This is a genomic window from Caproicibacter sp. (genome assembly GCF_046707225.1).
Lineage (GTDB): Bacteria > Bacillota > Clostridia > Oscillospirales > Acutalibacteraceae > Caproicibacter.
Window position 1 is genome coordinate 91,705 of record NZ_JBJKOP010000008.1, and the last position, 24,159, is coordinate 115,863.

The 24,159-nt window shown below is 53.3% G+C and carries 24 protein-coding genes and 1 other annotated feature; of the genes, 13 read left to right on the plus strand and 11 right to left on the minus strand.

Annotation, left to right across the window (positions count from 1 at the left end; all coding sequences use genetic code 11):
- Positions 1-29: 29 nt before the first annotated feature.
- From argS to ACLQ3M_RS01255, 3 genes are all read right to left on the minus strand, one after another.
- The gene (argS, locus tag ACLQ3M_RS01245; protein ID WP_411675895.1) at positions 30-1,724 is read right to left on the minus strand and encodes an arginine--tRNA ligase; all 1,695 of its coding nucleotides are present in this window, start codon (positions 1,722-1,724) and stop codon (positions 30-32) included.
- Positions 1,696-2,157, minus strand: coding sequence for a DUF1934 domain-containing protein (locus tag ACLQ3M_RS01250; protein WP_066649896.1), 462 nt, complete (start codon positions 2,155-2,157; stop codon positions 1,696-1,698). The genes argS and ACLQ3M_RS01250 overlap by 29 nt, the downstream gene beginning before the upstream one ends.
- Before the next feature lie 61 nt (positions 2,158-2,218).
- Positions 2,219-3,286, minus strand: coding sequence for a D-alanine--D-alanine ligase family protein (locus ACLQ3M_RS01255; protein WP_411675896.1), 1,068 nt, complete (start codon positions 3,284-3,286; stop codon positions 2,219-2,221).
- Between the two features lie 295 nt (positions 3,287-3,581).
- On the opposite strand from ACLQ3M_RS01255, the gene ACLQ3M_RS01260 reads away from it, so the two are divergent.
- From ACLQ3M_RS01260 to ACLQ3M_RS01310, 11 genes are all read left to right on the plus strand, one after another.
- A complete protein-coding gene (locus tag ACLQ3M_RS01260; RefSeq protein ID WP_411675897.1) occupies positions 3,582-4,373 on the plus strand; it encodes a hypothetical protein in 792 nt (263 codons plus the stop codon).
- Between the two features lie 271 nt (positions 4,374-4,644).
- Positions 4,645-4,794 (plus strand): 50S ribosomal protein L33, encoded by a 150-nt coding sequence (gene rpmG, locus ACLQ3M_RS01265; protein WP_066650113.1) that lies wholly within the window; start codon positions 4,645-4,647, stop codon positions 4,792-4,794.
- A 25-nt stretch (positions 4,795-4,819) separates the two neighbouring features.
- Positions 4,820-5,056 (plus strand): preprotein translocase subunit SecE, encoded by a 237-nt coding sequence (secE, locus tag ACLQ3M_RS01270; protein WP_411675898.1) that lies wholly within the window; start codon positions 4,820-4,822, stop codon positions 5,054-5,056.
- Between the two features lie 23 nt (positions 5,057-5,079).
- Positions 5,080-5,601, plus strand: a complete 522-nt coding sequence (gene nusG, locus ACLQ3M_RS01275; RefSeq protein WP_066649906.1) for a transcription termination/antitermination protein NusG — start codon at positions 5,080-5,082, stop codon at positions 5,599-5,601.
- 114 nt (positions 5,602-5,715) lie between these two features.
- Entirely contained in the window at positions 5,716-6,141 is a 426-nt protein-coding gene (rplK, locus tag ACLQ3M_RS01280) for a 50S ribosomal protein L11 (RefSeq protein WP_066649909.1), read from the plus strand.
- 62 nt (positions 6,142-6,203) lie between these two features.
- Entirely contained in the window at positions 6,204-6,899 is a 696-nt protein-coding gene (gene rplA / locus ACLQ3M_RS01285) for a 50S ribosomal protein L1 (RefSeq protein WP_411675899.1), read from the plus strand.
- A 44-nt stretch (positions 6,900-6,943) separates the two neighbouring features.
- Positions 6,944-7,084 (plus strand) — a sequence feature (ribosomal protein L10 leader region).
- A 28-nt stretch (positions 7,085-7,112) separates the two neighbouring features.
- Complete coding sequence (gene rplJ / locus ACLQ3M_RS01290) at positions 7,113-7,649, plus strand: 50S ribosomal protein L10 (RefSeq protein WP_187037235.1); 537 nt, start codon at positions 7,113-7,115, stop codon at positions 7,647-7,649.
- Positions 7,650-7,680: 31 nt separating this feature from the next.
- Positions 7,681-8,055 carry a 50S ribosomal protein L7/L12 gene (gene rplL / locus ACLQ3M_RS01295; protein ID WP_066649917.1) on the plus strand — a complete coding sequence of 125 codons (375 nt, stop codon included), beginning with the start codon at positions 7,681-7,683 and terminating at the stop codon, positions 8,053-8,055.
- A 218-nt stretch (positions 8,056-8,273) separates the two neighbouring features.
- Positions 8,274-8,819, plus strand: a complete 546-nt coding sequence (locus tag ACLQ3M_RS01300; RefSeq protein ID WP_411675900.1) for a DUF4342 domain-containing protein — start codon at positions 8,274-8,276, stop codon at positions 8,817-8,819.
- Positions 8,820-8,841: 22 nt separating this feature from the next.
- Complete coding sequence (locus ACLQ3M_RS01305; RefSeq protein ID WP_411675901.1) at positions 8,842-9,519, plus strand: response regulator transcription factor; 678 nt, start codon at positions 8,842-8,844, stop codon at positions 9,517-9,519.
- Positions 9,509-10,981, plus strand: coding sequence for a sensor histidine kinase (locus tag ACLQ3M_RS01310; protein WP_411675902.1), 1,473 nt, complete (start codon positions 9,509-9,511; stop codon positions 10,979-10,981). Before ACLQ3M_RS01305 ends, ACLQ3M_RS01310 begins: the two co-directional genes overlap by 11 nt.
- Positions 10,982-11,022: 41 nt before the next feature.
- Here the strand turns inward: ACLQ3M_RS01310 and ACLQ3M_RS01315 are convergent, their stop codons facing one another.
- Positions 11,023-12,381, minus strand: a complete 1,359-nt coding sequence (locus ACLQ3M_RS01315) for a D-alanyl-D-alanine carboxypeptidase family protein (RefSeq protein WP_411675903.1) — start codon at positions 12,379-12,381, stop codon at positions 11,023-11,025.
- A gap of 166 nt (positions 12,382-12,547) precedes the next feature.
- Between ACLQ3M_RS01315 and ACLQ3M_RS01320 the strand changes: the two genes are divergently transcribed.
- On the plus strand, positions 12,548-13,246 hold the full coding sequence (locus ACLQ3M_RS01320; protein ID WP_411675904.1) for a metallophosphoesterase family protein: 699 nt from the start codon (positions 12,548-12,550) through the stop codon (positions 13,244-13,246).
- A 75-nt stretch (positions 13,247-13,321) separates the two neighbouring features.
- On the opposite strand, the gene ACLQ3M_RS01325 is transcribed toward ACLQ3M_RS01320, so the two are convergent.
- The 7 genes from ACLQ3M_RS01325 to rny all read right to left on the minus strand — a co-directional run bounded on the left by ACLQ3M_RS01325 (position 13,322) and on the right by rny (position 21,621).
- A complete protein-coding gene (locus tag ACLQ3M_RS01325) occupies positions 13,322-14,143 on the minus strand; it encodes a DUF4367 domain-containing protein (RefSeq protein WP_411675905.1) in 822 nt (273 codons plus the stop codon).
- Complete coding sequence (locus ACLQ3M_RS01330; protein ID WP_411675906.1) at positions 14,140-14,694, minus strand: sigma-70 family RNA polymerase sigma factor; 555 nt, start codon at positions 14,692-14,694, stop codon at positions 14,140-14,142. The genes ACLQ3M_RS01325 and ACLQ3M_RS01330 overlap by 4 nt, the downstream gene beginning before the upstream one ends.
- Before the next feature lie 117 nt (positions 14,695-14,811).
- Positions 14,812-16,842 (minus strand): ATP-dependent DNA helicase RecG, encoded by a 2,031-nt coding sequence (gene recG, locus ACLQ3M_RS01335; protein WP_411675907.1) that lies wholly within the window; start codon positions 16,840-16,842, stop codon positions 14,812-14,814.
- Between the two features lie 47 nt (positions 16,843-16,889).
- A complete protein-coding gene (locus tag ACLQ3M_RS01340) occupies positions 16,890-18,575 on the minus strand; it encodes a DAK2 domain-containing protein (protein ID WP_411675908.1) in 1,686 nt (561 codons plus the stop codon).
- Positions 18,576-18,741: 166 nt separating this feature from the next.
- On the minus strand, positions 18,742-19,002 hold the full coding sequence (locus ACLQ3M_RS01345; protein WP_411675909.1) for a stage V sporulation protein S: 261 nt from the start codon (positions 19,000-19,002) through the stop codon (positions 18,742-18,744).
- A gap of 120 nt (positions 19,003-19,122) precedes the next feature.
- Positions 19,123-19,890, minus strand: a complete 768-nt coding sequence (locus ACLQ3M_RS01350; protein WP_411675910.1) for a TIGR00282 family metallophosphoesterase — start codon at positions 19,888-19,890, stop codon at positions 19,123-19,125.
- Positions 19,891-20,031: 141 nt separating this feature from the next.
- Entirely contained in the window at positions 20,032-21,621 is a 1,590-nt protein-coding gene (gene rny, locus ACLQ3M_RS01355; protein ID WP_411675911.1) for a ribonuclease Y, read from the minus strand.
- 553 nt (positions 21,622-22,174) lie between these two features.
- On the opposite strand from rny, the gene thrS reads away from it, so the two are divergent.
- Positions 22,175-24,085 (plus strand): threonine--tRNA ligase, encoded by a 1,911-nt coding sequence (gene thrS / locus ACLQ3M_RS01360; protein ID WP_411675912.1) that lies wholly within the window; start codon positions 22,175-22,177, stop codon positions 24,083-24,085.
- Positions 24,086-24,159: the final 74 nt, after the last annotated feature.

Sequence of the window (24,159 nt, forward strand, 5' to 3'; positions counted from 1 at the left end):
CTTTCTTTACACCTGCATTTCTGAACGGCTCACATGCTTTCGGGAGCCGTGATTTTAAACATGGAAAGCACATTGCGAAGGACCGTCATGGTCGCGCGGCATAGATAAAGCCGTGCCGCGGTTAAAGGCTCCTCTTCGCCCTTGACTCTGCGCATGTTGTAAAATTTATGGAACAATGTCGCAAGCTCGATGACATACCGCGTGATCCGCGCCGGATCGTAATTCTGCGCCGCGGCGACGATTTCGGAAGTAAACGAAGCAATATGGCGGATCAGCTCGATTTCTTCGGGCGAATTCAGCAGAGCCAGCTCCTCATCCGTGCAGTCGCGCGGGAAGATTCCTTCCGCCGCCAGATTTTTCAGGATGCTGCAGATTCTCGCGTGAGCGTACTGGACGTAATAAACCGGGTTCTGGGAATCCTGCTGTACGGCGAGGTCCAGATCGAATTCCATCTGGGAGGTGGCTTCGCGCAGGTTGAAGTAGAAACGCGCCGCGTCCACGGGAACCTCGTCCAGAAGATCGGCAAGCCCGATTGCCTTGCCGGTGCGCTTGCTCATACGGACGACTTCGCCGCCGCGCACCAGCCGGACCAGTTGAATCAGAACGACGTCCAGCTTGCCGCCGTCCAGCCCGACGGCGTTCATCGCGCCTTTCATCCGCGCGACGTGGCCGTGGTGGTCCGCGCCCCATACGTCGATGCAGCGGTCAAAACCCCGTTTTGAGAATTTGTTGCGGTGATAGGCGATGTCCGCCGCAAAATAAGTCGGGTTTCCGTTCTGGCGGATCAGGACCTCGTCCTTTTCTGCGCCGAGCGCCGTCGCGCGGTACCACAGCGCGCCGTCCTTTTCATAGGTCATGCCGCGGCTTTTCAGAAGGTCGATTGTCTCCTGCAGCTCACCGTCTTCGTGAATTGTACTTTCGCGGAACCAGACGTCGTAACGAATGCGGTATTTTTTCAGGTCCGTTTTCATCTTGTCGATATTTTTAGGCAGGGCGAAATCGACCAGTGCCCGGCGGCGTTCAGCGGAATCAGCCTTTACAAAGCGGTCGCCGTTTTCGTCGGCGAATTCCCTTGCCCGGTCGCGGATATCGTCCCCCTGGTAGCCGTCTTCCGGAAACTCCACGGCTTCTTCCCCCAGATAAATCTGAAGATAGCGCGCTTCCAGCGAAGCTCCGAATTTTTCAATCTGATTTCCGGCGTCGTTTACATAGAACTCACGGGTGACGTCGTAACCGGCGGCGTCCAGAACGGAGGCGAGGCAGTCGCCCAGCGCTCCGCCGCGGGCGTTGCCCATGTGCATCGGGCCGGTGGGGTTGGCGGAAACAAATTCCACCATGATTTTTTCCTTTTGACCGAAATTGCTGCGGCCGTAGCCGTCGCCGAGGGCGATTACGTCTTTTAAGACGTCGCCGTAAAACTGACTTTTGAAAAAGAAATTCAAAAAACCGGGTCCGGCAATTTCCGAACGGTCGAAATAGGTGCCGGAAAGGTCGATATGGTCCGCGATGGCCTGAGCAATTTTACGCGGGGGGAAGCGAAAGCTTTTCGCGCCGACCATGGCGGCGTTGGTTGCCCAGTCTCCGTGCGTGCGGTCCGCGGGGATTTCAACGGTAAATTCGGGCAGGGGAGCTTCGGGCAGGGCCCCGCTCTCCATCGCCTTCTGCATGGCGTCGCGGATGGCGTCCCTCAGTTGTTCAGTTGCCTGCAGCGCTAATTTCGACATCCTTGTTGTTTGCCTCCTTGATGGTGATGAAAATCTCGTTCTGGCTGGACAGGCTGGAGTTGATGTCCAGCGTGTAGCTGACTTCCAGTTTTCCGCCCAGATCATTGAGCTCGGACTGAACCCGGCTGGTAAAAACGCCGATCATCATATTGCCGAACTCGGTGTCGTACTGGCAAAGGTGGCGCTTGCCGCGTTCCAGAATCAGGCGGGTGCTGTCTTCACCGCCGCGCATCAGCGTCACCTTGTTTCCTCCGTCAACTTTAAGGATTGACGTCCTCGTTGTGTTTTTATCCTCGGACGTGTATTCCTTATACACGATATAACGGCTGTCGCCTCGCCGGACATAGGAGCCGAACGTGGTCAGCTCCACTTCTCCGGTCTCGTCGTCGACTCTCTGGCGCCCTTTGATCGATATCAAATAGTTCTCCTGCATTCTATACTCCTAAGATAAGTAATTAGTGATTCCGTTCCCGTTTCGTTCCATGAGAAACGGTTTATGCTTTTTCCAGAGCCAGTTCGATCAGCCGGTCGAGAAGATCGCCGTAGGAGAGACCGGAGGCCTCCCAAAGCTTCGGATACATGCTGATCGGGGTGAAGCCGGGGATCGTGTTCAATTCGTTGAGCAGAATTTCCGTCTTGCCCCGCACAAAGAAATCCACTCGGGCAAACCCGCGGCAGCCCAGGGTACGGTAGGCTCTGACGGCGATTGCGCGCAGTTCCTGAGTCACTTCATCGGAAAGGTGTGCCGGGATATACAGTTTCGATTTTCCGGATTTGTATTTGTCGTCATAATCATAGAAAGCGGCGGAAGCGGCAATCTCGCCGATCAGCGCGGCGGCCTCCGGCTCTTCGTTGCCCAGTACCGCGCATTCCACTTCCTGCCCGGATACGGCTTCCTCCACCAGAATTTTTTCACCCTCCGTCGCAGCCAGTCTGACTGCGGCATCCAGTTCCTCTTCGCTGTTTACGCGGCTGACTCCGACGGAGGACCCGGAACCCGCGGGTTTTACAAACACCGGGTAACCGAGCCTCGCGCCGATCTTAATGCGAACTTTATCGGGGTTCTTTAAATATCTGGAATAATAGAACCATAGGTATTGTGCCTGTTTGATGCCGACGCCGGCTAAAAGCGTGTGAGTGACCGCCTTATCCATGCACACGGCGGAGCTGAGGGTTCCGCAGCCGACAAACGGAAGTCCGGAAAGCTGCAGAAGGCCCTGGACGGTTCCGTCCTCTCCGTTTCTGCCGTGCAGAACGGGGAACACGCAGTCGACTTTCAGAATTTCGGTTTGGTCCGGTCCGCACACAACAAAACCGGCGGCACCCCGGTCCGGGGTCAGGTAAGCGGGACGCTTTTGCTCGCTTTGTTCCCATTTTCCGTCTGGAATGGAATCCAGCGGCCCCTCATAAAGATACCACCGCCCGTCCTTGGTGATTCCGATACGGTGGATTTCATATTTCTCCTTGGAAAGATTGCTGATGACAGAATACGCGGAAACGCGGGAAACCTCGTGTTCAGAAGAACAGCCGCCGAACAGGACGGCGATTTTTTTACGGTTCATTCCTTCATCCTCCATTGCAGCACCTGCTTTGCAATTCCGCAAACAGTCCTGCAGAGCAGCATTTTTTGAAGCAGGCTTTGTGCAAACAGAATTCTACAAATATATATGATAGCACAACGCCGCCGCGCACGCAATTGCTTATTTTCGGGAAATGCGGGTCTTATAAATTGTATGGTGACAAAAAAATGTTTATGTAGTATAATCAGGTATAATTACTGTCTGCAAGCAAAAAATGGAACGGAAAGTTTAGATAAAAGTTTAGGATAAAGTTGAGATTCGGGAGTGAACGAACCATATGGATCAAAAAGTATTTGAAATGGTGACGGGCAGTGTTGAAACGGCCCTGAACGGTCAGGGGTTCCGCAGAACAGAAGGCGAAGTGAAAAAGGAAGAAGGGCGCGAAGTCCTGTTCCTCGGGGAAGGAGCCGCCTACAGCGTTCTGTATCAGGAGAACGGCAAACGCTTTACGCTGCGTACCTGCGACATGGACGGCGAGGAGCCGAACGGCCAGTGGAAAACCCTTTCCATGTGGCTTTACGACCCGGATACCGACACGCCGGCCCAGGCACAGAGCATTGTGGAGGATTTTACGGAAACCCTCACCGGCCCAAAGCAGACGGCGGCGGTGAAAGCGAGGAAAAAACGCAAAAAGGACGACGACAGCAACGTCGATCCGCTGTTCTTCTTTAATCGGTTTGTCGGGTTGTTTCCCGAACTGAAGGATGAACTGAATGAAGAGAGGGCCGTTTACGGCGACGTCCGGTCGGTTACGTTTGCAAGGGAACGGCTTCTTCCGAAAATCAACGCTCTGGTGAACAACCCGGCGGAAAAAGATCGCATTGCGCGCTGTTCCCAGCTCTTGAACGACCTCTATATCGCGGGCGATATGGACGTAAGGTCCATCATCACGATTGTCGTCCTCAACGGGATTGAAGGAGAAAAGGCCGTCGAGAACGTTCGTGCCCAGATGAACGAGGACGTGCTGAAAAGTTACAAATCCGCCCTGAAGATGAAGGGCAAAAAAGTAAAGCCGGAAAAGAAAAAGAAGCCGAAAAAATTCACGGCGGAGTCCCTGCTCAACCGTTGACAATTCCTATGACACCGAAACGAAAAGAGCACAGCCGTAAAGACGATTCAACGTTTTGCGGCTGTGCGGCTTTTTTAGAATCGGTCCAAAATGGGAAAATGTGTAAAAAATATAAAATGATTACTAAAAAAACTTGACAGAAAAAAACGATTGTGCTATGATGTCTATACCTCGATAAAGGGGTTATTTTTTTGTGCCCGTTTATTTTGAGGGAGGCCGAAGCTTCTTTCAGGGGCTTAAAAATTTTTTCCGTACAGCGGGAGGTGCCGTCATGAGAACCAAGGTAACATTAGCCTGCACAGAATGCAAACAGCGCAACTATGACACGATGAAGAACAAAAAGAATGATCCGGACAGGCTTGAGATGACCAAGTACTGCAGGTTCTGCAGGAAACATACGCTTCACAGAGAAACGAAGTAATCCGGACGGAGGGACAAAAGAAATTATGGCCGATAAAAGTGGAAAGAAAGAAAACTTCTTTACCAAAGCTGGCAAAAGTATTTCTAAATTCTTTCGCGAAACCAAAAGCGAAGCCAAGAAAATGGTTTGGCCTACCCCGCAGTCGGTATTCAAAAACACCGGCGTCGTTCTGGCAACCATTATCGTAATCGGATTGTTTGTTTTCGGACTGGACACGCTGCTGGTCAACCTGCTCGGGCTGATTATGAATGTCGCAAAATAATCTGAAGAAGCGGAGGGTTTTCTTTGCCAGAGGAAGCAAGATGGTATGTGGTCCACACCTATTCCGGCTATGAAAACAAGGTAGCCTCCAATCTTGAAAAAACGGTGGAAAACCGCCAGCTTCACGACCTGATCCAGCAGATTCTGGTTCCGACCGAAACCGTCACCGAAATCAAAGATGACAAAAAACGCGATGTGGAGCGGAAGATCTTCCCCGGCTATGTCCTTGTAAAAATGATTTTAACCGACGAGTCCTGGTATGTTGTGCGGAATATCCGCGGCTGCACCGGATTCGTAGGCCCATCCTCAAAACCGATTCCCTTAACGGATGAGGAAGTGGCAAGGCTTGGCGTTGAGAAAAGAGAGATTGAGGTTTCCTACGATGTTGGCGATTCGGTCCAGATTATCGACGGCCCGCTCGAAGGGTTTGTCGGTGTTGTGGAAGAAGTCGACAAGGAAAAGAACCGGGTTCACGTTACGGTGTCCATGTTTGGGCGCGAAACGCCGGTTGAGCTTGAGCTGAACCAGGCTCAGGCGATGGAATGATTTTATTTTTCGGTAATACGGCGGATTCCCCGCCTGTTATGAGGGGCATCGCCCCAGTGGGAGGGACGGCGCAGCCGTTCCGCCATCAACCACGAATTTTGGAGGTGCAGTAAAATGGCTCAGAAGGTTACGGGCTTTATTAAGCTCCAGATACCTGCCGGCAAAGCTACGCCGGCACCGCCGGTAGGACCTGCGCTTGGTCAGCACGGCGTTAACATTATGGCGTTTACAAAAGAATTCAACGAGCGCACAAAAGGCGAAGCGGGAATGATCATCCCGGTTGTCATCACGGTATACGCCGACCGCTCGTTTACGTTTATTACCAAGACGCCGCCCGCCGCGGTCCTGATCAAAAAGGCATGCGGAATCGAAACGGCTTCCGGTCAGCCGAACAAAACCAAGGTGGCTAAAATTACCCGTGAGCAGATCCGTAAGATCGCCGAGACCAAGATGCCCGATCTGAACGCGTCTTCCATTGAATCGGCCATGAGCATGGTCGCCGGAACCGCGCGCAGCATGGGTGTTGAAGTCGCGGACTGATCAAAGGCCCAGGTGGGAGGAAGTATGAATCCGATTTTACCACTTCACAGGGAGGATAACCAATGAAACACGGAAAAAAATACAACAACAGCGCAAAGCTGATTGACCGTTCCAGCCTTTATGACGCGAATGAGGCCCTTGATCTTTGCGTAAAGACCGGCACGGCAAAATTTGACGAGAGTGTCGAAATTCACGTAAAGCTCGGCGTTGACAGCCGCCATGCGGACCAGCAGGTGCGCGGCGCCATCGTTCTTCCGAACGGAACCGGCAAAACCGTGCGCGTGCTCGCGCTCTGCAAAGGCGACGCGGCAAATGAAGCCGAAGCGGCCGGAGCTGAGTACGTCGGAGCCGAGGAAATGGTTCAGAAGATTCAGAGCGAGAACTGGATGGATTTTGACGTCCTGATCACCACGCCCGACATGATGGGCCAGGTCGGGCGCTTGGGTAAAATTCTCGGTCCCCGCGGACTGATGCCGAACCCGAAGGCCGGAACCGTTACCCGCGAGATTGGAAAGGCGATTACCGAAGCGAAAGCCGGTAAGATTGAGTACCGTCTCGACAAGTCCAATATTATTCACTGCGTAATCGGCAAGGTTTCTTTCGGCAGCGAGAAGCTCCGCGAGAATTTCGACGCCCTGCTCGGCGCGATTGTCAAGGCGAAGCCGGCGGCCGCAAAGGGCCAGTATATTAAGTCCTGCGTTGTCGCGTCCACGATGGGCCCCGGCGTGAAAATTAACCCGAACAAATTCGGCGTTTGATTTTTATTGACATTCACTGTTTTCTCTGTTATAATAATTGAAAACAATAGTTTTTTCTTTATTCAAAGACAGCAGGCGCTGTATGCTTAATGGATTTTCCGGCCTGCCGAGAATAAGGTTCGATATGCATTTGTGTGTTGAAGGCCTTTTCTGCGGCAGCGGGAAAGGCCTTTTACGTTGCGTGTTGATCTGAAACAACGGAGGTGAATCTATTTGCCAAGTGAAAAGATTTTGGAAGGGAAAAAGCAGGCTGTCTCCCAGCTGTCCGAAAGCCTGAAAGCAGCCCATACGGGCGTTATCGTAAACTATAAAGGGATTACGGTGGAAGCTGACACCAAGCTTCGCAAGGAACTGCGTGAAGCAGGCTGCCAGTACAAGGTCGTCAAGAATACTCTTCTGCGTCTGGCGCTGCAGGATTCCGGTATTTCCGGTCTTGAAGGTGTTCTGGAAGGGACAACCGCTATTGCCGTACATTCGGAAGATTATGTCGCGCCGGCCAAGATCCTTGCGGGCTACGCCGATAAGAGCGACACTTTTAAAATCAAGGCCGGTTTTATTGACGGGAAGGCCGCGACCGCGGACGAGATCAAAACCCTCGCTTCCCTGCCCTCGAAAGAGGAACTGGTTGCTCAGGCTCTTCGCGGCTTGAACGCACCGATTACCGGTTTGGTCACCGTTCTCAACGGTACGATCAAGGGACTGGTGGTTGCTCTGAACGCAATCGCCGAAAAACAACAGGCATCCGCTTAAAAAAATATATTAATTTGGAGGTTTCTATCTTATGTCTGATAAAGTTGCAAAGCTGATTGAAGATGTAAAATCCCTTACGGTTCTTGAGCTCTCCGAGCTCGTCAAAGCTCTTGAAGAGGAGTTCGGCGTATCCGCCGCTGCTCCGGTTGCTGTTGCCGCTGCTCCGGCTGCTGCCGCTGCTGCCGCAGAAGAGAAGACCGAATTTGATGTTATCCTGAAGTCCGCCGGTGCGCAGAAGATTCAGGTTATCAAGGCTGTTCGTGAGATTACGGGCCTTGGCCTGAAGGAAGCGAAAGAACTCGTTGACGGCGCTCCGAAAGCTGTCAAGGAAGGCGTTTCCAAAGACGACGCGGAAGCAATGAAGGAAAAACTTACAGGCGCAGGCGCAGAAGTAGAAGTAAAGTAAGTTTCGTTCATCTGTTGTTCTCCTGTACCATAAAACGGGAAAAAAGAACCGCCCCGGCAATCCTGTGGATTGTTTGGGGCGGCCTTTTTCTGTTTGGTCTTGCAAAATAATAAAAGTTTTCGTACAATGTTTTTAATCCTATTTTAATGATCCTCAAATTGTCCTTAAAGTCGTTCCTGTTAATCTAGAGATACAGAAACGAAGGAGGAACAAATCAAATGGTTACTTTGGAACAGGTTGAAAAATTGAAGGAACGGGCGAATGTAAGCTATGATGAGGCGAAGGCGGCGCTGGAAGCTACCGACGGCGATCTTTTGGAAGCGCTTATTTACCTGGAGAAGCAGGGCAAAGTGAAAACTCCCCGGGGAAATGGGTTTTACAGCAGCGCGGAAGATATTCCGCACGACAGCGAAAAACAGGTGCGGGGTGAATTCCGTGGAGCGGACAGGGGAGAAAGCTTTTCCGGGCTGCTGAAACGGATCGGCAGGTTTTGCCTCAAATTGATCCAAAAGGGAAACAGCAACACGTTTGAGGTTTTAAAGGGGAATGAGTGCAAGGCCTCCATCCCGGTAACGGTTCTTGTGCTGCTGCTTGTTTTTGCATTCTGGGTTTCCCTTCCGCTGATGATAGTCGGGTTGTTCTTCGGTCTGCGCTATCGTTTTCAGGGGCCGGACCTTGGCAAGGATTCCGTCAATCACGCGATGGACAGCGTGGCGAACGCGACGGACGATTTGAAAAAATCGATCTGCGAGGACAAAAAATAATGAGTGCCGGGTGGTGATTTGGTTGGGCAAGAAAATTCTGATTGTGGAAGACGAGCAGAAGATCGCGCGGTTTATCGAAATGGAGCTGAATTACGAGGGTTATGCGACTGAAAAGGCGGCGGATGGACGAATCGGGCTGGAGCTTGCCGAGACAGGCGGCTTTGACTTGATCCTGCTGGATCTGATGCTTCCCGGAATGAGCGGTATGGAGGTCCTGCGAAGGATCCGCCGCTCTTCCGATGTTCCGGTGATTGTGCTGACCGCAAGGGACAGCACAATGGATAAAGTTTCCGGACTCGACGGCGGTGCGGATGATTACATTACGAAGCCGTTCGCAACAGAAGAGCTCCTTGCCAGAATTCGCAGCGCACTGCGAAAAAGTTCACCGGCGGAAAGCGAACAGCTTTCCGCTTTCGGCGTTGTACTGGATCCGGCACGCCGGAAAGTGACCGTGAACGGGAATGCTGTGCCGCTGACCAAGCGGGAATTTGATCTGCTTTGTTACCTGATGAAAAACAAAGGCGTGGTTTTGTCGCGGGAAGTTCTGCTTGAAAATGTCTGGGGCTATGAGTATGAAGGTGAGACCAACGCCGTGGACGTTTTTGTCCGTTTTTTACGTTCCAAAATCGACGACGTATACGGAATCAGGCTGATTTCCACGGTACGCGGCGTCGGTTATGTGATTCAAGATGAAGAATGAGACGACGAAAACCGGAAAATCACCTCCCGAGGACCGTGCCAGACGGTCGATCGTATTTCGGCTGAACACGGTTTTTTTCTTCGAAATGATCGGAATTTTTCTGGCGCTCGATCTGTTGTTTACCGCTTCCCTGTTCCTTGTTTCGGCCGGTCAGGCGGAGCGCGCCGCCGTCCTCGCGGTTTCTGCCTTTGAACGCAGTGAAACGGACGTTTTCCAGGGCGGCGGAGTGACGGTGAGGGAAGGCGGGACAAAGCCGGGCGGCACGGCGATTCCAGCATTGCTCGGCAGGCTGTTTTTTGCCCCGTCGCTGTCGGGAGAGCGATATTTAACCTTTCCGGAAAACAGCGGCGCTTCCCTGCTTCACCGGCTTGACGGAATGGCTTACGCCCTTGTTCTTCGGAAAAACGGGCGGGACTGCGTTGTTACGGTTGATTTGAACGGCGAGGTTCATCGGGGAAAAACGGTTTTGACGGTCCTTCTGGCCGCCGAGCTGCTGCTGCTTTTTTTCGGCCTGAGGTCGCGCGCGGGAAGAATCCGAAAAACACTGCGTCCGATTGCCGAGCTTGCCGAAACGGCCCGCAGACTGAACCAGTCCCGGCCGTTTACGCCTGAGGAGATTGAGACGCTCGCCGGAAAAATCAACGGAATCAACGCGTCGCGCCTGGATACCCGCATTGCGGTAAGTAGCACGCAGGATGAACTCAAAAACCTAGCGGGTGCCATCAACTCGATGCTGGACCGGATCAACGAATCCTACCGCGCTCAGGTACGCTTTGTCTCGGACGCCTCCCATGAGCTTCGTACTCCGATCGCCGTGATTCAGGGTTACGTCAGCCTGCTGGACCGCTGGGGGAAGAACGACGAAAAAGCCCTTCAGGAGTCCATTGAGGCGATCAAAAGCGAAACGGACAATATGAAGCAGCTGGTGGAGCAGCTGCTCTTTCTGGCCCGTGGAGACAACAATACGATGCTTTTGCAGAAAGAGCGGTTTGACGTTTCCGTCCTTGCACAGCGGGTATTTCGCGAAACGAAGATGATTGACAAAGGGCACGATTACCTGCTTCAGGCGGAGCCCGCGCTGATCGAAGCGGACGAGGCGCTGATCAAGCAGGCAATGCGGATTTTAGTGGACAATGCGGTGAAGTATACGCCCGCCGGGGGCGCAATCCGAATTTCCGTCACAAGCCGGGACCGGGAGGTCCGCCTGACGGTTCAGGACGACGGAATCGGCATTGAACCGGACGCGGTTCCAAGGGTTTTCGACCGATTTTTCCGCACCGACGAATCCAGAGCCCGTGCCACCGGCGGCGCGGGGCTTGGGCTTTCCATCGCAAAGTGGATCGTCGAGCGTCACGGCGGATACATGGAGGTCCTGAGCCGTGAAAAAATCGGAACGCGAATTTCCCTTGTTCTGCCTGTAGCACAAGCGGAAAAAGAACCGGACACAGAGACGCCTGAATAGGCGTTTCGGCGTCCGGTTCTTTTGGGTGCCGACGCGGCGGGTTACATTTTTCTGTATTTCTTCACTTTGCGCATGTTTTTCTTTTTCCGGTTATAAATCAGTGTCAGGATAATATAAATGACCACAAGGAGAATAATCAGCGCGGCGATAATCAGGAACCAGATGGAGGTGAAAATCGACTTCACCACGTCGGTCATGTGCAGCAGTTCGCTTCGCTCGACGGATTCGGACGCGACCAGGTTGACGGTGGCAAGCGTCTGGTCGGCATATTTGAGCGTCGCCTTGCCGATGACCTGTCCTTTCTTCACCGGCGCGTCCACATGGTCCGGGATGGTTTTATTGATGATAATGCTGCTCGAAGAGACGTCCTTCGGCAGAATCGCGGAAAAGCTTTTTTCCGCTGAAAGCAGCAGGCTGTCCTTTTGCCAGGCGTAGTTCAGCTTGACTTCCCCCAGGGACTGGTCGGTTCCGACGATTTTTTTCAGTTCCAGCTTTGTCAGCGCCCAACGGTAGAGGGCCGCGCTGTCGAGCATTTCGCCGCGCGCCGTGACCGCTTTGCCGTTGGCGTCGACAGAAGGCGCCCCGAGTGCTACGCAGAGATAGGTGTAGCCATAGGCGGAAGCGGTCGAAATCAGGCAGTAGCCCGCCTCGTCCGTATGTCCGGTTTTGATGCCTTTTGCGTAGGTGTAGAAATATTTCCCACCGAGGGCGTTCTTGTCGATCAGGAGGTTAGTCGTGGAAAGCGTCGGCATCTGTTTCCCTGCGCCCGGTCCTCCGACAGGTTTGTAGGTGTAGCGTGTCTGGGAGCAGATCTGCATAAAGTAGGGCTGGCTCATCGCGTAGCGGGCAATTTTCACCAGATCGTTGGCGGTTGTGTAGTGCTGGTCGTTATGCAGCCCGTGCGGGTTTGCAAAATGCGTACCCTTACAGCCCAGAGCTTTGGCTTTTTCGTTCATCAGTTCGACGAATTTATCAACGTTCCCGTTTCCGACATAATCGGCCAGGACCAGAGCCGCGTCGTTTCCGGAGGGAACCATCATGCAGTTGAGCAGCTGATAAACCGTCAGCACATTGCCCACTCTGATGTTCGACATCGAGCTTCCCGTTCCCAGCAGCCGGTCAACCACTTCTTTGGATACCGTTACCCGAGTCCCCTGCAGGTCTTTCACATGTTCGCTGACAATGATGTAGGTCATAATTTTAGTCAGGGAAGCCGGCTCCCTGCGGGCGTCCGCGTTTTTCTGGTAAACGGTGGTTCCCGTATCAAGATTCACAAGGGCAATCGCCGCGCAGGAGGTGTTGAAGTCGACGGGAAAACTCGCGGCTTGAGTGGGAGCGGCGGTGAACAGAACGCAGCAGACGAGCAGAACGGAAAACAGGGATGCTAGCTTTTTTTCCATGGAAATTTTGCCTCCGATGTGATATGATAATAAAGCCGACTGAGCGGGTCTTCAGTTGATCTTATAGTTAGTATAACAGCCAATTCCGAAAAGATAAAGAACTAAGCCATATAAAAATTGTTTTTGCTGCTTTCCCTTTGGGAATAAAATAATGGAGGAGACCGGTATGATCTATTTAACCGCCGATACGCACGGGGAAATGAGCCGCTTCGATTCCCCGCAGATGCGCAGATTAAGGGCGGGAGATACGCTGATCGTCTGTGGGGACTTCGGATTTCTGTGGGACGGGGGAGCTGCGGAGGAAAAGGTCCTGAAAAAGCTTGGCAAAAAGAAATACCGCATCCTGTTTTTGGACGGAGCGCATGAGAACTTCGACTTGCTCGAAAGTTACCCGGTTTCCGAGTGGAACGGAGGAAAAGTCCGGCAGATCAGCGGGAATCTGTACCACCTTCTCCGCGGCCAGGTCTATGAAATTGAGGGAAAAAAGGTTTTTGCTTTCGGCGGCGGCGAGAGCACCGAGAAGCAGTACCGCATGGAAGCGGGCAAATGGTGGGCCAGGGAAATGCCGACCATGGAGGAGATGCGCGAGGGTGCGGAAAACCTGAAGGCCGCCGGAAAAAAGGTGGATTATATTGTGACGCACACGCCGCCGCCCAGAATGGGCGCCGCTCCCGCCGAACCCGGAGCGGGCGGAAAAAACCAGCTCGAAGCGTTTTTTGAGCAGATTACAAAACAGGTCGGCTACGAAAAGTGGTTTTTCGGCTCCTTACATATGGACCGAAAGGTCACCTACAAGAATTACGCGGTGTTTCAGCAGGTCCTTCCGGCGTGGGAAAATCCCCGCAAGCATCGTTTCAAAAAGTAAAAAACGCTCCGGTTTCTGAGAATTGCAGAAACCGGAGCGTTTTGTCAACAGAAGGGTGCAGTCTCTCCATGAAAGCTACTTTGATTGCTGATAGGATTCCGCAAACGAAATTAAATCCTGCTCGGAGATATTTTTTTGAGTGGTGATATAGATATCGACCCCGTTTTCTTCCCATTCGAGCGTGTCGCCATCGATTATTGCGGCTTTGTTCCCGTTGACGGTCAGCGTTTTTACGTCTGTGCCGCCGGTTTCAGTGGTGGTTTCCGGTGTGATCCGCCTTTCCTGAACAAATATTTTCTTGTCTCCGCTGGTGTAATAGAAATCGACATAGTCGCCGTCGATTTTCCCTTTGTCGTCTTTATAAAGTCCCGCGTGGTCGAACGCGTATCCGGATGGAATCGCAGAGGGCAGCAGAGGTTTAAAGGACAGGCTTTTTGAAGCTTTATTCGCGTCCTTTTCGGTGACGCAGCCGTCCTGCTCCGATGAATTACCGTTGCCTACAGTAACCGATCCGAGCCTCTTGCCGTTTTTATCGTAGATGTCAACGCTTTTGCCCTCCGGCATGCTGGTGATCAGGTTCCCGTTCTTATCATAGATTTCCGGCTTCGAGGGTTCCGCGTTCGGGTCTTCCTGGTAGACGATGTTGTGTCCCAGATTGATGGTCTGAAGAATTCCGTTAATCGCGGTTTTCGCAAAAGCCGTCTGGGAAAATCCGATCAGGCAGACAAGGCATGCCGCCGCGGCCGTCCATCTGGTTGCCGATCGCGAAGCGGAGAACCCCGCCGCGCGGCGGAACCCGTTCTTCATTTTATTTTTCTCAAAACGGCTCAGCCTCGGGTTTTCCTGTTTTTCTGTTTCCTCCTGCACATCGTTGAGCAGGTCGTAAATGTTTTTCATGGTTTTACCTCCCTGATTTGTTTCAGTTTTTTTCTTCCTCGGGACAGACGGTTGTATAAGGCGGATACCTTGATGTTTCGCTCCCGCGCGAGCTGGTCGGCCGGCTTTTCGCGGACATAGCAGTCCCAGAACAGCCTGCGGTCCTCTTCCGGAAGCTCCCGGAGCAAATCCAGAACCGCTTCGCGTACCTCGCTGCCGAATTCCGGCTGCGGTGCGGCGGAGCAATCCAGTTCCTCGTAATTCAGAGGAAGCTCGTTCCGGTATTTGATGCTTCTGCGCAGACAGTCGATTGCTTTGTACCGGCAGACCGCCGCCAGCCAGCCCGTAAAGTTGTTTTTTGTACTGTCAAAATGACCGATCTCGTTCCACACCGCGAGAAGGATGTCGTTTTCACACTCTTCCCACTGGTTCGGCAAAGACGACAGGCGTTTTCGCACAATGGACCGGATCATGCCGCCGTAGGAATCAATTACATAATCCAGTGCCCGTTCGTCCCGTGCGGTCAGCCGGTCCACGAAGTTTTCACGAGTTATCTTTTTTGCATCAAACATGTTTTCTCCTTTTCTGCCGTTCCCTGCAAAATTGGCGCGCTCATCTTTACAATTCGCACGCGTTCAATGAAATCTATCAAAAAAGGCCGCGTTTTTTCAAACGCAGCCTAAAAATTTTCAATCCGTCCAGTTTTCAAAGAGCTGCCTTACCTCTGCCCGCAGTCCCCGGTGCTCCGGCAGAGAGAGCTCCGGGTCCGAACCGGATATTTCTTTCGCGACCGACTGAGCTTCCCGCAGGGGGTCCATGTCCGTCATCATATCCGCGATTCTCAAATCGGGAAGTCCGTGCTGCCGGTTTCCGAAAAAGTCGCCGGGCCCGCGGAGTTTCAGGTCCTCCTCCGCGATACGGAACCCGTCGGAGGTGGAGCACATAATTTTCAGCCGTGCGAGGGCTTCGTCGTTCTGTGCCGCGGAAATCAGGATGCAGGTTGACGCGTGAGTCCCGCGCCCAATGCGTCCCCGCAGCTGATGCAGCTGGGAAAGGCCGTAGCGTTCCGCGTTCTCGACCAGCATGACCGTGGCGTTCGGCACGTCGACCCCAACTTCCACGACCGTAGTGGAAACCAGAACGTCGGTTTTCCCCCGGGAAAACCGATCCATCACCGCTTCTTTTTCCTTTGACTTCATCTTTCCGTGCAGCATGGCGATTCTGCAGTCCGGCAGCCATTTGTTCTTCAGAAGCTCCGCGTAAGCCGTCACGCTTGCCAGATCGCTGCCGCCCTCTTCAATCGTGGGGCAGATGATGTAGCACTGCCTGTTCTTTTGTATCTGCTTTTTAACAAAGTTGAAAACGCGCGTGCGGTAATCCGGCGTTACGGCGTAGGTCTCTGTTTTCTGCCTGCCCGGCGGCAGCTCGTCCAGTACGGAAAGGTCCAGATCGCCGTAAATCATCAGGGCGAGCGTTCGGGGAATCGGCGTCGCGCTCATAATCAGCATATGGGGGCGGCCGCCTTTCGCGGCGAGTGCCGCCCGCTGGGTGACCCCGAACCGGTGCTGTTCGTCCGTGACTACAAGACCCAGCCGGAGGAATTTTACCTCGGACGAAATCAGCGCGTGCGTGCCGATCAACAGGTCGATTTCACCGCAGGCAAGCGCGGCGCGCAGCTTCTTCTTTTCGGCGGCGGGGAGAGAGCCGGTCAGAAGGCCGACCCGTATTCCCGCGGGGGACAGCAGCGCTGAAAGCGTTTGCGCGTGCTGCCGTGCGAGAATTTCCGTCGGAGCCATCAGCGCCGCCTGCATGCCGTTGCGAATCGCGGAGTAACACAGGGCGGCGGCCACGGCCGTTTTGCCGGAACCGACGTCTCCCTGAATCAGGCGGTTCATCGGGAAACCGCCGAGCAGGTCAGCCATTGCTTCCCGAACGGCCCTTTTCTGGGCGTCCGTGGGCGAAAAAGGCAGCAAACTGTAAAATTCCCCTGTGAAGTCTTTTTGAAGCTGAAACCGGCTTCTGGAGCGGGAACGGCCCCCGATTTTCAAAAGACCGAGCTGCAAAACCAAAAGCTCTTCGAAAATCAGCCGCCTTCTTGCCAGCGCGAGTGATTCCATCGTTGCGGGGAAATGAATGTTTTTCAGAGCAAAATCCAGGCGGGGAAGGGAATGCTCTTTTCGCAGCATCGGCGGAATCGGGTCGCGGACCGGGTCCGGCAGCAGACGGAGCGCCTCGCGGACCGCGTTTCCGATCATCCGGCTGGAAAGGCCGTTTGTTTGGCGGTACACAGGCAGGACCGGGGGACAGGATTCAGCCGGATAAAACTCCGGCGAAGCCATCTCCCGTTTGAGGAAATTAGCGGTTACTTTGCCGTAAAAAAGATAGGTTTCGTTTTCCCTCAGCAGGTTCATGACGAAACGGTTGTTGAAGAAAGTCAGTTCCAGGGTGCTTTCCCCGTCGTCCGCACGGGCCTTGTAGAGCGTCATTCCCCCGCGGATTCGAGTTTCACGGGGCGCCTGAATCACGGTTGCCCGGACGGCGCAGGGCGTTCCCAGCGGAGCGGTACGGATGGTTAAGGGGTGGCTCAGGTCCTCATAGGCTCGGGGGTACAGACGCAGCAAAGCGCCGACCGACGGCGCGCCGAGCTTTCGAAAAAGCTCCGCGCGCCGTTTGCCGACGCCTTTCAGTGTTTGTATTTCCTGTCCGTATAGGCTGGCCATTTTACCACCTGCAAAACATTTTTTGGCAACTCAGGCGGGCATGGCTTTCATTCAACCGAAACAACAAAGTAGTAGACCGGCTGTCCGCCGTTGACAAGGGTGATTTCAATATCGCCGCTGACTTTGGCCTTGATGCGGTTATATGCGTCGTTCGCCATTTCATCGGTCACATCCGCGCCGTATATCAGCGTGATAAACGAGGTTCCGCGTCCCACCATGGAGCGTGTCAGCTTGGAACAGGCGTGAACCACGTCCTTGCTCTTCTCAATCAGGCTTAATTTGCCGTTCACCAGTCCCAGCGTGTCCCCTTCGTGAATTCTTTTTCCCCCGAATTCGGAGTCGCGGGCCGCGAACGTCACGGTGCCGGTCTCAACGCCGGACGCTGCTTCCATCATGCCGACGGTGTTAACTTCGACGCTTCCGTCCGGATTATAGGCCAGCAGCGCGGAAAGGCCCTGCGGAATCGTCCGGGTCGGCAGTACAATCACCTTTCGGTCCTGAATCAGAGGAATGGTCTGCTCAGCAGCCAGAATGATGTTTTTGTTATTCGGCAGAATGATGACGGTCTTCGCCGGAGTCGCAAGGACCGCGGCCATCAGTTCCTCGGTGCTTGGATTCATGGTCTGCCCGCCGCTGACCACCTGCGCGCAGCCCAGGTCGGAAAAAAGCGTTTGCAGACCTTCGCCCGCGGCGACCGCCACAAAACCGACTTCTTCCACCGGCTCCGCCGGTTCCGGAGCCGCTGATCTTGCTTTGGCGGCTTCGTTTTCCTCGGCGTTTTTCCGGTGCTGCTCTTTCATATTATCAATTTTTACCGTCAGCAGCTGCCCGTAGGCAAGGCCCGCTTCCAATGCGTTGCCCGGATCCTCCGTGTGTACGTGAACCTTGATGATTTCGTCATCGTCCACAACGAGGACGCAGTCGCCCATGCTTTCAAGGTAGGTTCGAAGGTCCTGTGGGTCTTTCGCGCATTCGGAATTCCGCCCGATGATGAACTCGGTGCAGTAGGTGAAGTTAATCACTTCGTCGAATTCGGCGGCCGCGTTGCGGAAAAAGTCGCTGTCCAATGTCCTGCTCTTGCCGGGCTGATCGCCTTCCGCCTCCGGCATTTCGTTTGAAATCACGGTGTGGTCACGGAATACGCTCAGCATACCGTCAAAAATATGGCACAAGCCTTTGCCCCCGGCGTCGACAACGCCGGCGCGTTTCAGAACGGGGAGGAGCTCCGGAGTTTTGGCAAGCGCTTCCTGTGCTCCTCTGCAAATGGCTTCCCATACCGCTACGGGGTCGTCATCGTCAAGCGCGGCGGCCTTTCCTGCTTCGCATGCGATCCGTGAAACGGTCAGAATCGTGCCTTCGGTCGGTTTCATAACCGCCTTATATGCGGCCTCCACGCCAACGCCGAGAGCCGAGGCAAGGTCGGAGCCGCCGACTTCCTCCATCCCCTCCACGCCTTTCGCGAATCCGCGGAACAGCAGAGAAAGAATAACGCCCGAATTTCCCCTCGCGCCGCGCAGAAGGGCGCCGGAGGCGATCTTTGCGACTTCCCCGGCGGAACTTGACGTTGTTTTAGCCAGCTCTGCGGCGGCGGAGCCCATCGTCATGGACATATTGGTTCCCGTATCTCCATCCGGGACAGGGAAAATGTTAAGTTCATCGACCGATGTTTTATAGCGGATTATATTATTTGCACCGGATATGATAGCGTTTTTCAAATCAATCCCGTTTATCACTTTGTCAGCACTCCCTCAATTCTAACAGCGGTTAAAACCCGGTTCGGTCCGGTTTCATATCGACTATTATACCATACACTTCCATTGGATTCAATCTTTAATAATTTGCCGGAATGAAAGCGGAAAATAAAAATATCCCCACGTAAAGTGAGGATATCGGCATGTATTACCGGGGTTCTACGATGAGCTTGATTGCGGTGCGTTCCTCGCCGTCGATTGTGACGCTTGCAAAAGCCGGGGTACATATTGCGTCAATTCCCGATGGCGCCAGATAACCGCGCGCGATAGCTATGGCTTTGATAGCCTGATTGGTGGCGCCGGCGCCGACGGCCTGGATTTCCACCGCGCCGGATTCCCGGATGACCCCCGCAACCGCGCCGGCAACGGAATTAGGCGCCGATTTTGACGACACTTTTAAGATTTCCATAAGCTATCCTCCAACTTTTTTTAATAGTAATATCATAAATCGAAAAAAAAGTTTTTGCAAGATATTTTATAAAAAATAATTATATTATCAAAATTTAGACAGCGATATTACCAAACTTTATCATGAGATTTGTAGCCTTTCGATGGAAATCGTCTTTCCCGTCTTTTCATCGATGGAAAAAACAGCGCCGTCAATCCGGCAGTCGCCGTCCGCCAGCTCAAAGCGGACCGGCATTTTTGTCCTCATTTTCTGAATAGTAAGTTCCGGTTTGACCCCCAGCACGGATTGAACCGGGCCGGTCATTCCCAGGTCCGAAAGATACCCCGTGCCACCGGGAAGAATTGTTTCATCTGCGGTTTGCACATGGGTATGCGTGCCGAAAACCGCCGTAACACGGCCGTCGAGGTAGTAGGCCAGAGAACGCTTTTCTCCGGTCGCCTCGGCATGAAAGTCAACCAGTGTGATTTTCGGTACGCCCGCCGAGAGAATCCGGTCGGCAGCGTCGAAAGGAGATTCCATGCTTTCCATGTAAACAACTCCGATCAGATTCAGAACGCCTACCTGAATCCGCCCGAGATCGATGACTTCAAAACCCTTTCCGGGCGCGGAGGAAGGAAAATTCGCGGGGCGGAGCAGAGCCGGGCAGGAATCGTAAAGATCGTAGCTCTCCCTGCGGCGAAAGCTGTGGTTGCCTGATGTAATAACATCCACGCCGCTGTCGAACAGATGATGAACGGACGCGGGGGTCAGTCCGTTGCCGTCGGCGGAGTTTTCCCCGTTCGCGATGACCAGATCGATCCCTTTCATTTTTTTGACGGCCGGCAGGTGACTGCGCAGAAAATTGCAGCCGATGCTGCCGACCACGTCTCCGATTGCCAATATATTCACTTGATTACCCCCAAAGATGAAAACTCCGGATAAAAAAAGGGAACAGCACTCTGTTCCCCTGTCGTTCCAAAATGTTTGCACAGGAGAGAAGTTCCTCCTGTGCCACAGCCTGCACCGCAGCTTCAGCTGACGGATGAAATTTCATTTTGCGTATTCAATCGCTCTGCTTTCACGGATTATGGTAACCTTGATCTGGCCCGGATATTCCAAATCACTTTCGATTTTTTTACAGATATCCCGTGCCAGAAGCACCATTTTGTCATCGCCGACGGATTCCGGTTTTACCATGATCCTGATTTCGCGGCCCGCCTGAATGGCATAGCTTCGGTCGACTCCGTCAAACGAGGAGGCAACGGCCTCCAGCTTTTCCAGACGCTTAATGTAGTTCTCCAGGTTTTCCCGCCTTGCCCCCGGCCGCGCCGCGCTGATTGCGTCTGCGGCCTGAACCAGACAGGCGACGATCGTTTTGGCTTCAACGTCTCCGTGATGGGCCTGTATCGCGTGTACCACCGCGTCGCTTTCCTTATATTTGCGAGCCATATCGACGCCGATGTCGACATGGGAACCTTCGATTTCATGATCCAGCGCTTTGCCGATATCATGCAGCAGACCGGCTCTGCGCGCAACGGTTGGGTCCAACCCGAGTTCGCTTGCCATCATGCCGGCAAGATAGGCGACTTCAAGGGAATGGTTCAAAACATTCTGGCCGTAGCTGGTGCGGTAACGCAGCCGTCCCAGCAGCTTCACAAGTTCAGGGTGTACGCCGTTGACGCCGGCTTCAATCACGGCGTGCTCGCCTTCCTGCTTAATGGTGGCGTCCACCTCTCGACGAGCCTTTTCGATTGTTTCTTCAATCCGTGCGGGATGAATTCTTCCGTCTGCAATCAGGTGTTCCAGGGCGATGCGAGCCACTTCGCGGCGGACCGGTTCGAAACAGGACAAAGTAATCGCTTCCGGCGTGTCGTCGATAATCAGGTCGACGCCGGTCATGGTCTCAATCGCGCGGATATTTCTTCCCTCGCGGCCGATAATCCTGCCCTTCATTTCATCATTCGGCAGCGGCACGACGGAGATGGTGGCTTCCGCGACATGGTCCGCGGCGCAGCGCTGAATTGCGGTCGAAATAATCTCCCGCGCGGCTTTTTCTGATTCTTCCCTCGTCTGCTGATCGAATTCCATCAATTTGACAGCTTTTTCATGAGTTAACTCATTTTCAAGATTGTTCAGAAGATAATCCTTTGCCTGATCCTTGGTGAAACCCGAAATCCGTTCCAGCATTTCAAACTGACTCTTTTTCAAAGCTTCCGCTTCGCCAAGGCGTTCTTCCACATGTTTCAGCTTATTGTTCAGGATTTCATCCTTGGCTTCCAGACTTTCCGTCTTTTTGTCAAGCGTCTCTTCCTTTTGCTGAATGCGGCGTTCCTGCCGCTGTATTTCTTTCCGGCGCTCATTCAGTTCGCGCTCGGATTCCGTCCTTTGGCGGTGGATTTCATCTTTTCCCTCCAGAATTGCTTCCTTTTTCTTCGCTTCCGCCGTCTTGATCGCATCGCTTACAATCCGCTTTGCTTCCTGCTCCGCCGAACCGATGGTATACTCGGCAATCTTTTTGCGGTGAGCGACCCCCCCGAGGAAGGATATAACCGCGGCCACGGCGGCGGCTGCGACGACAGCGATAATACAGGTAATGAGAGTAACAGTCAAATTTTGGCACCTCCTTTTCCTTTTCTTCATAATAAAAATTTAATAAATCATAAAAATTGGGTATCATGGGTGCGTTATCCCATAAAATGCAAAATATTGCATCATAAAAATAATTGTATTACTTTCCATGCCGGTCTGTCAAGAAATTTGCTTAGAAATGCTTCCTGAGTTTTCATAATTTAGGACATGCTGCAAAATGATTGCCGCATTGTTTGGAAATCCGGTTGCCACGTTGACATTTTATGCATAAGGTGCTACTATAATAATCATTATAAAAGATCTTTATATTCAGGGATTCATGAAAACTGAAAAAGCTGAAAATGTTGACGAGGAAGCCTCGCCCGGGACCCTGCTTCAGAGAGCGTGCGTTATGAGCTGAAAGCGCATGCAGCAGGACGGAGGAAGGCTACCGCCTCCGAGTGTACACCGAAGCGAGAGCAAAAGGTGTGCCGGCCGCCGCCGTTATCGGGCCGCAAGGAGGGCAAAAGCATGGCTTTTGTCGAATTGGGTGGAACCGCAGGATCAATACCCTGCCCCAGGATTTGGGGCAGGGCTTTTTTATTTTTCAAAGGAGTGTAACAGGATGATTCATGTCTGTTTAAAAGGCGACCTTCGCGACTATGAAAGCGGAACAACCGTTGCAGAGGTTGCAAAATCCATCGGCGCCGGGCTTTATAAGGCTGCGTGCGCCGGAAAAATCGACGGAAAAACGGTTGATCTGCGCACGCCGCTCTACAGCGACTGCAGTCTGGAAATTCTGACGTTTGAAGACGCCGAGGGAAAACGCGCTTACTGGCACACCACGTCCCACATCATGGCGCAGGCGGTGAAACACCTGTTTCCGGAGGCGGGCTTTGCCATCGGCCCCGCGATTGAAAACGGCTTTTACTATGATTTCGACCTGCCCCGCACGCTGACCCCGGAGGATCTCACCGCCATTGAGGCTGAAATGAAAAAAATCATCAAGCAGAATTTGCCGCTTGAGAGGTTTGAGCTGGACCCGGATGAAGCGATTGAACTGATGGAAAAGGAAAACCAGATTTACAAGGTGGAGCTGATCAGGGAACATTCCGGCAAGGGAGAAAAAATCAGTTTTTACCGGCAGGGCGATTACGTCGACCTGTGCGCCGGCCCGCACCTGATGACAACCGGCCAGGTCAAGGCGGTCAAACTGACCAACTGCACCGGCGCCTACTGGCGCGCGGACAAAAACAATAAGATGCTGCAAAGGGTTTACGGCATTTCATTCCCGAAAGCCTCCGAACTCGATGCATACCTGACGATGATGGAGGAAGCAAAAAAGCGTGACCACCGCAAGCTGGGCCGCGACCTTGATCTGTTCGACATTTACGACGAGGGCCCCGGCTTCCCGTTCTTTCTGCCGAAGGGCATGGTCCTGCGCAATCTGCTTGAAAACTTCTGGCGCGAGGAGCACGCGAAGCACGGCTATCAGGAGATTCGCACCCCGATCATCCTGAGCAAAGACCTCTGGCTTCGCTCCGGGCACTGGGATCATTATAAGGACAACATGTACACGACAAAGATCGACGACGGGGATTACTGCATTAAGCCGATGAACTGCCCCGGCGGAATGCTGGTTTATAAGCGCAAGCTGCATTCCTACCGCGACCTTCCGGAGCGCGTGGCGGAGCTGGGGCTGGTGCATCGGCACGAGCTTTCCGGCGCTTTGCACGGCCTGATGCGCGTTCGCTGCTTTACCCAGGACGACGCTCACATCTTTATGACGCCGGAACAGATTGAAAGTGAAATCCTCGGCGTGATGGACCTGATCGACAGCTTTTACAAAGTGTTCGGTTTTGAATACAATCTGGAACTTTCCACGCGCCCGAAAGATTCCATGGGAACCGACGAACAGTGGAATATGGCGACGGACGCGCTGATTCACGCCTTGAAAGCGAACGGAAAGCCCTATGTTGTCAACGAGGGCGACGGCGCGTTTTACGGCCCGAAGATCGATTTCCATCTGCGTGACTCCATCGGAAGAACCTGGCAGTGCGGTACGATTCAGCTTGATTTTCAGATGCCAGAGCGGTTCGACCTGACCTATACCGGCGCCGACGGCGAAAAGCACCGCCCGGTTATGATTCACCGCGTTATTTTCGGAAGTATCGAGCGGTTTATCGGAATTTTGACGGAGCATTACGCAGGAGCGTTCCCGCTGTGGCTGGCTCCGGTTCAGGTCAAGGTGCTTCCGATTTCGGACGGCACGCAGGAATATGCCCGGAAGGTGGCCGATGAGCTGGCCGCGGCGGGCCTGCGGATGGAACTTGACACGCGCAATGAAAAAATCGGCTACAAGATTCGCGAGGCGCAGCTTCAAAAGATTCCTTACATGCTCGTAATCGGTGAAAAGGAAGCTCAGAACGGGGAAATTTCCGTTCGCAGCCGCAAGGGCGGCGACCTGGGCGCCATGAGCCTCTCGGAATTCGTGAAAAAGGCTTCAGAAGAAGTTGCGACAAAAGCAAAAGACTGATTTCCAGAATAATGCAGCGAGAGGGCCGTATCCGCATAAACGGATACGGCCCTCCTTTTGCAGCCTTAACCTTA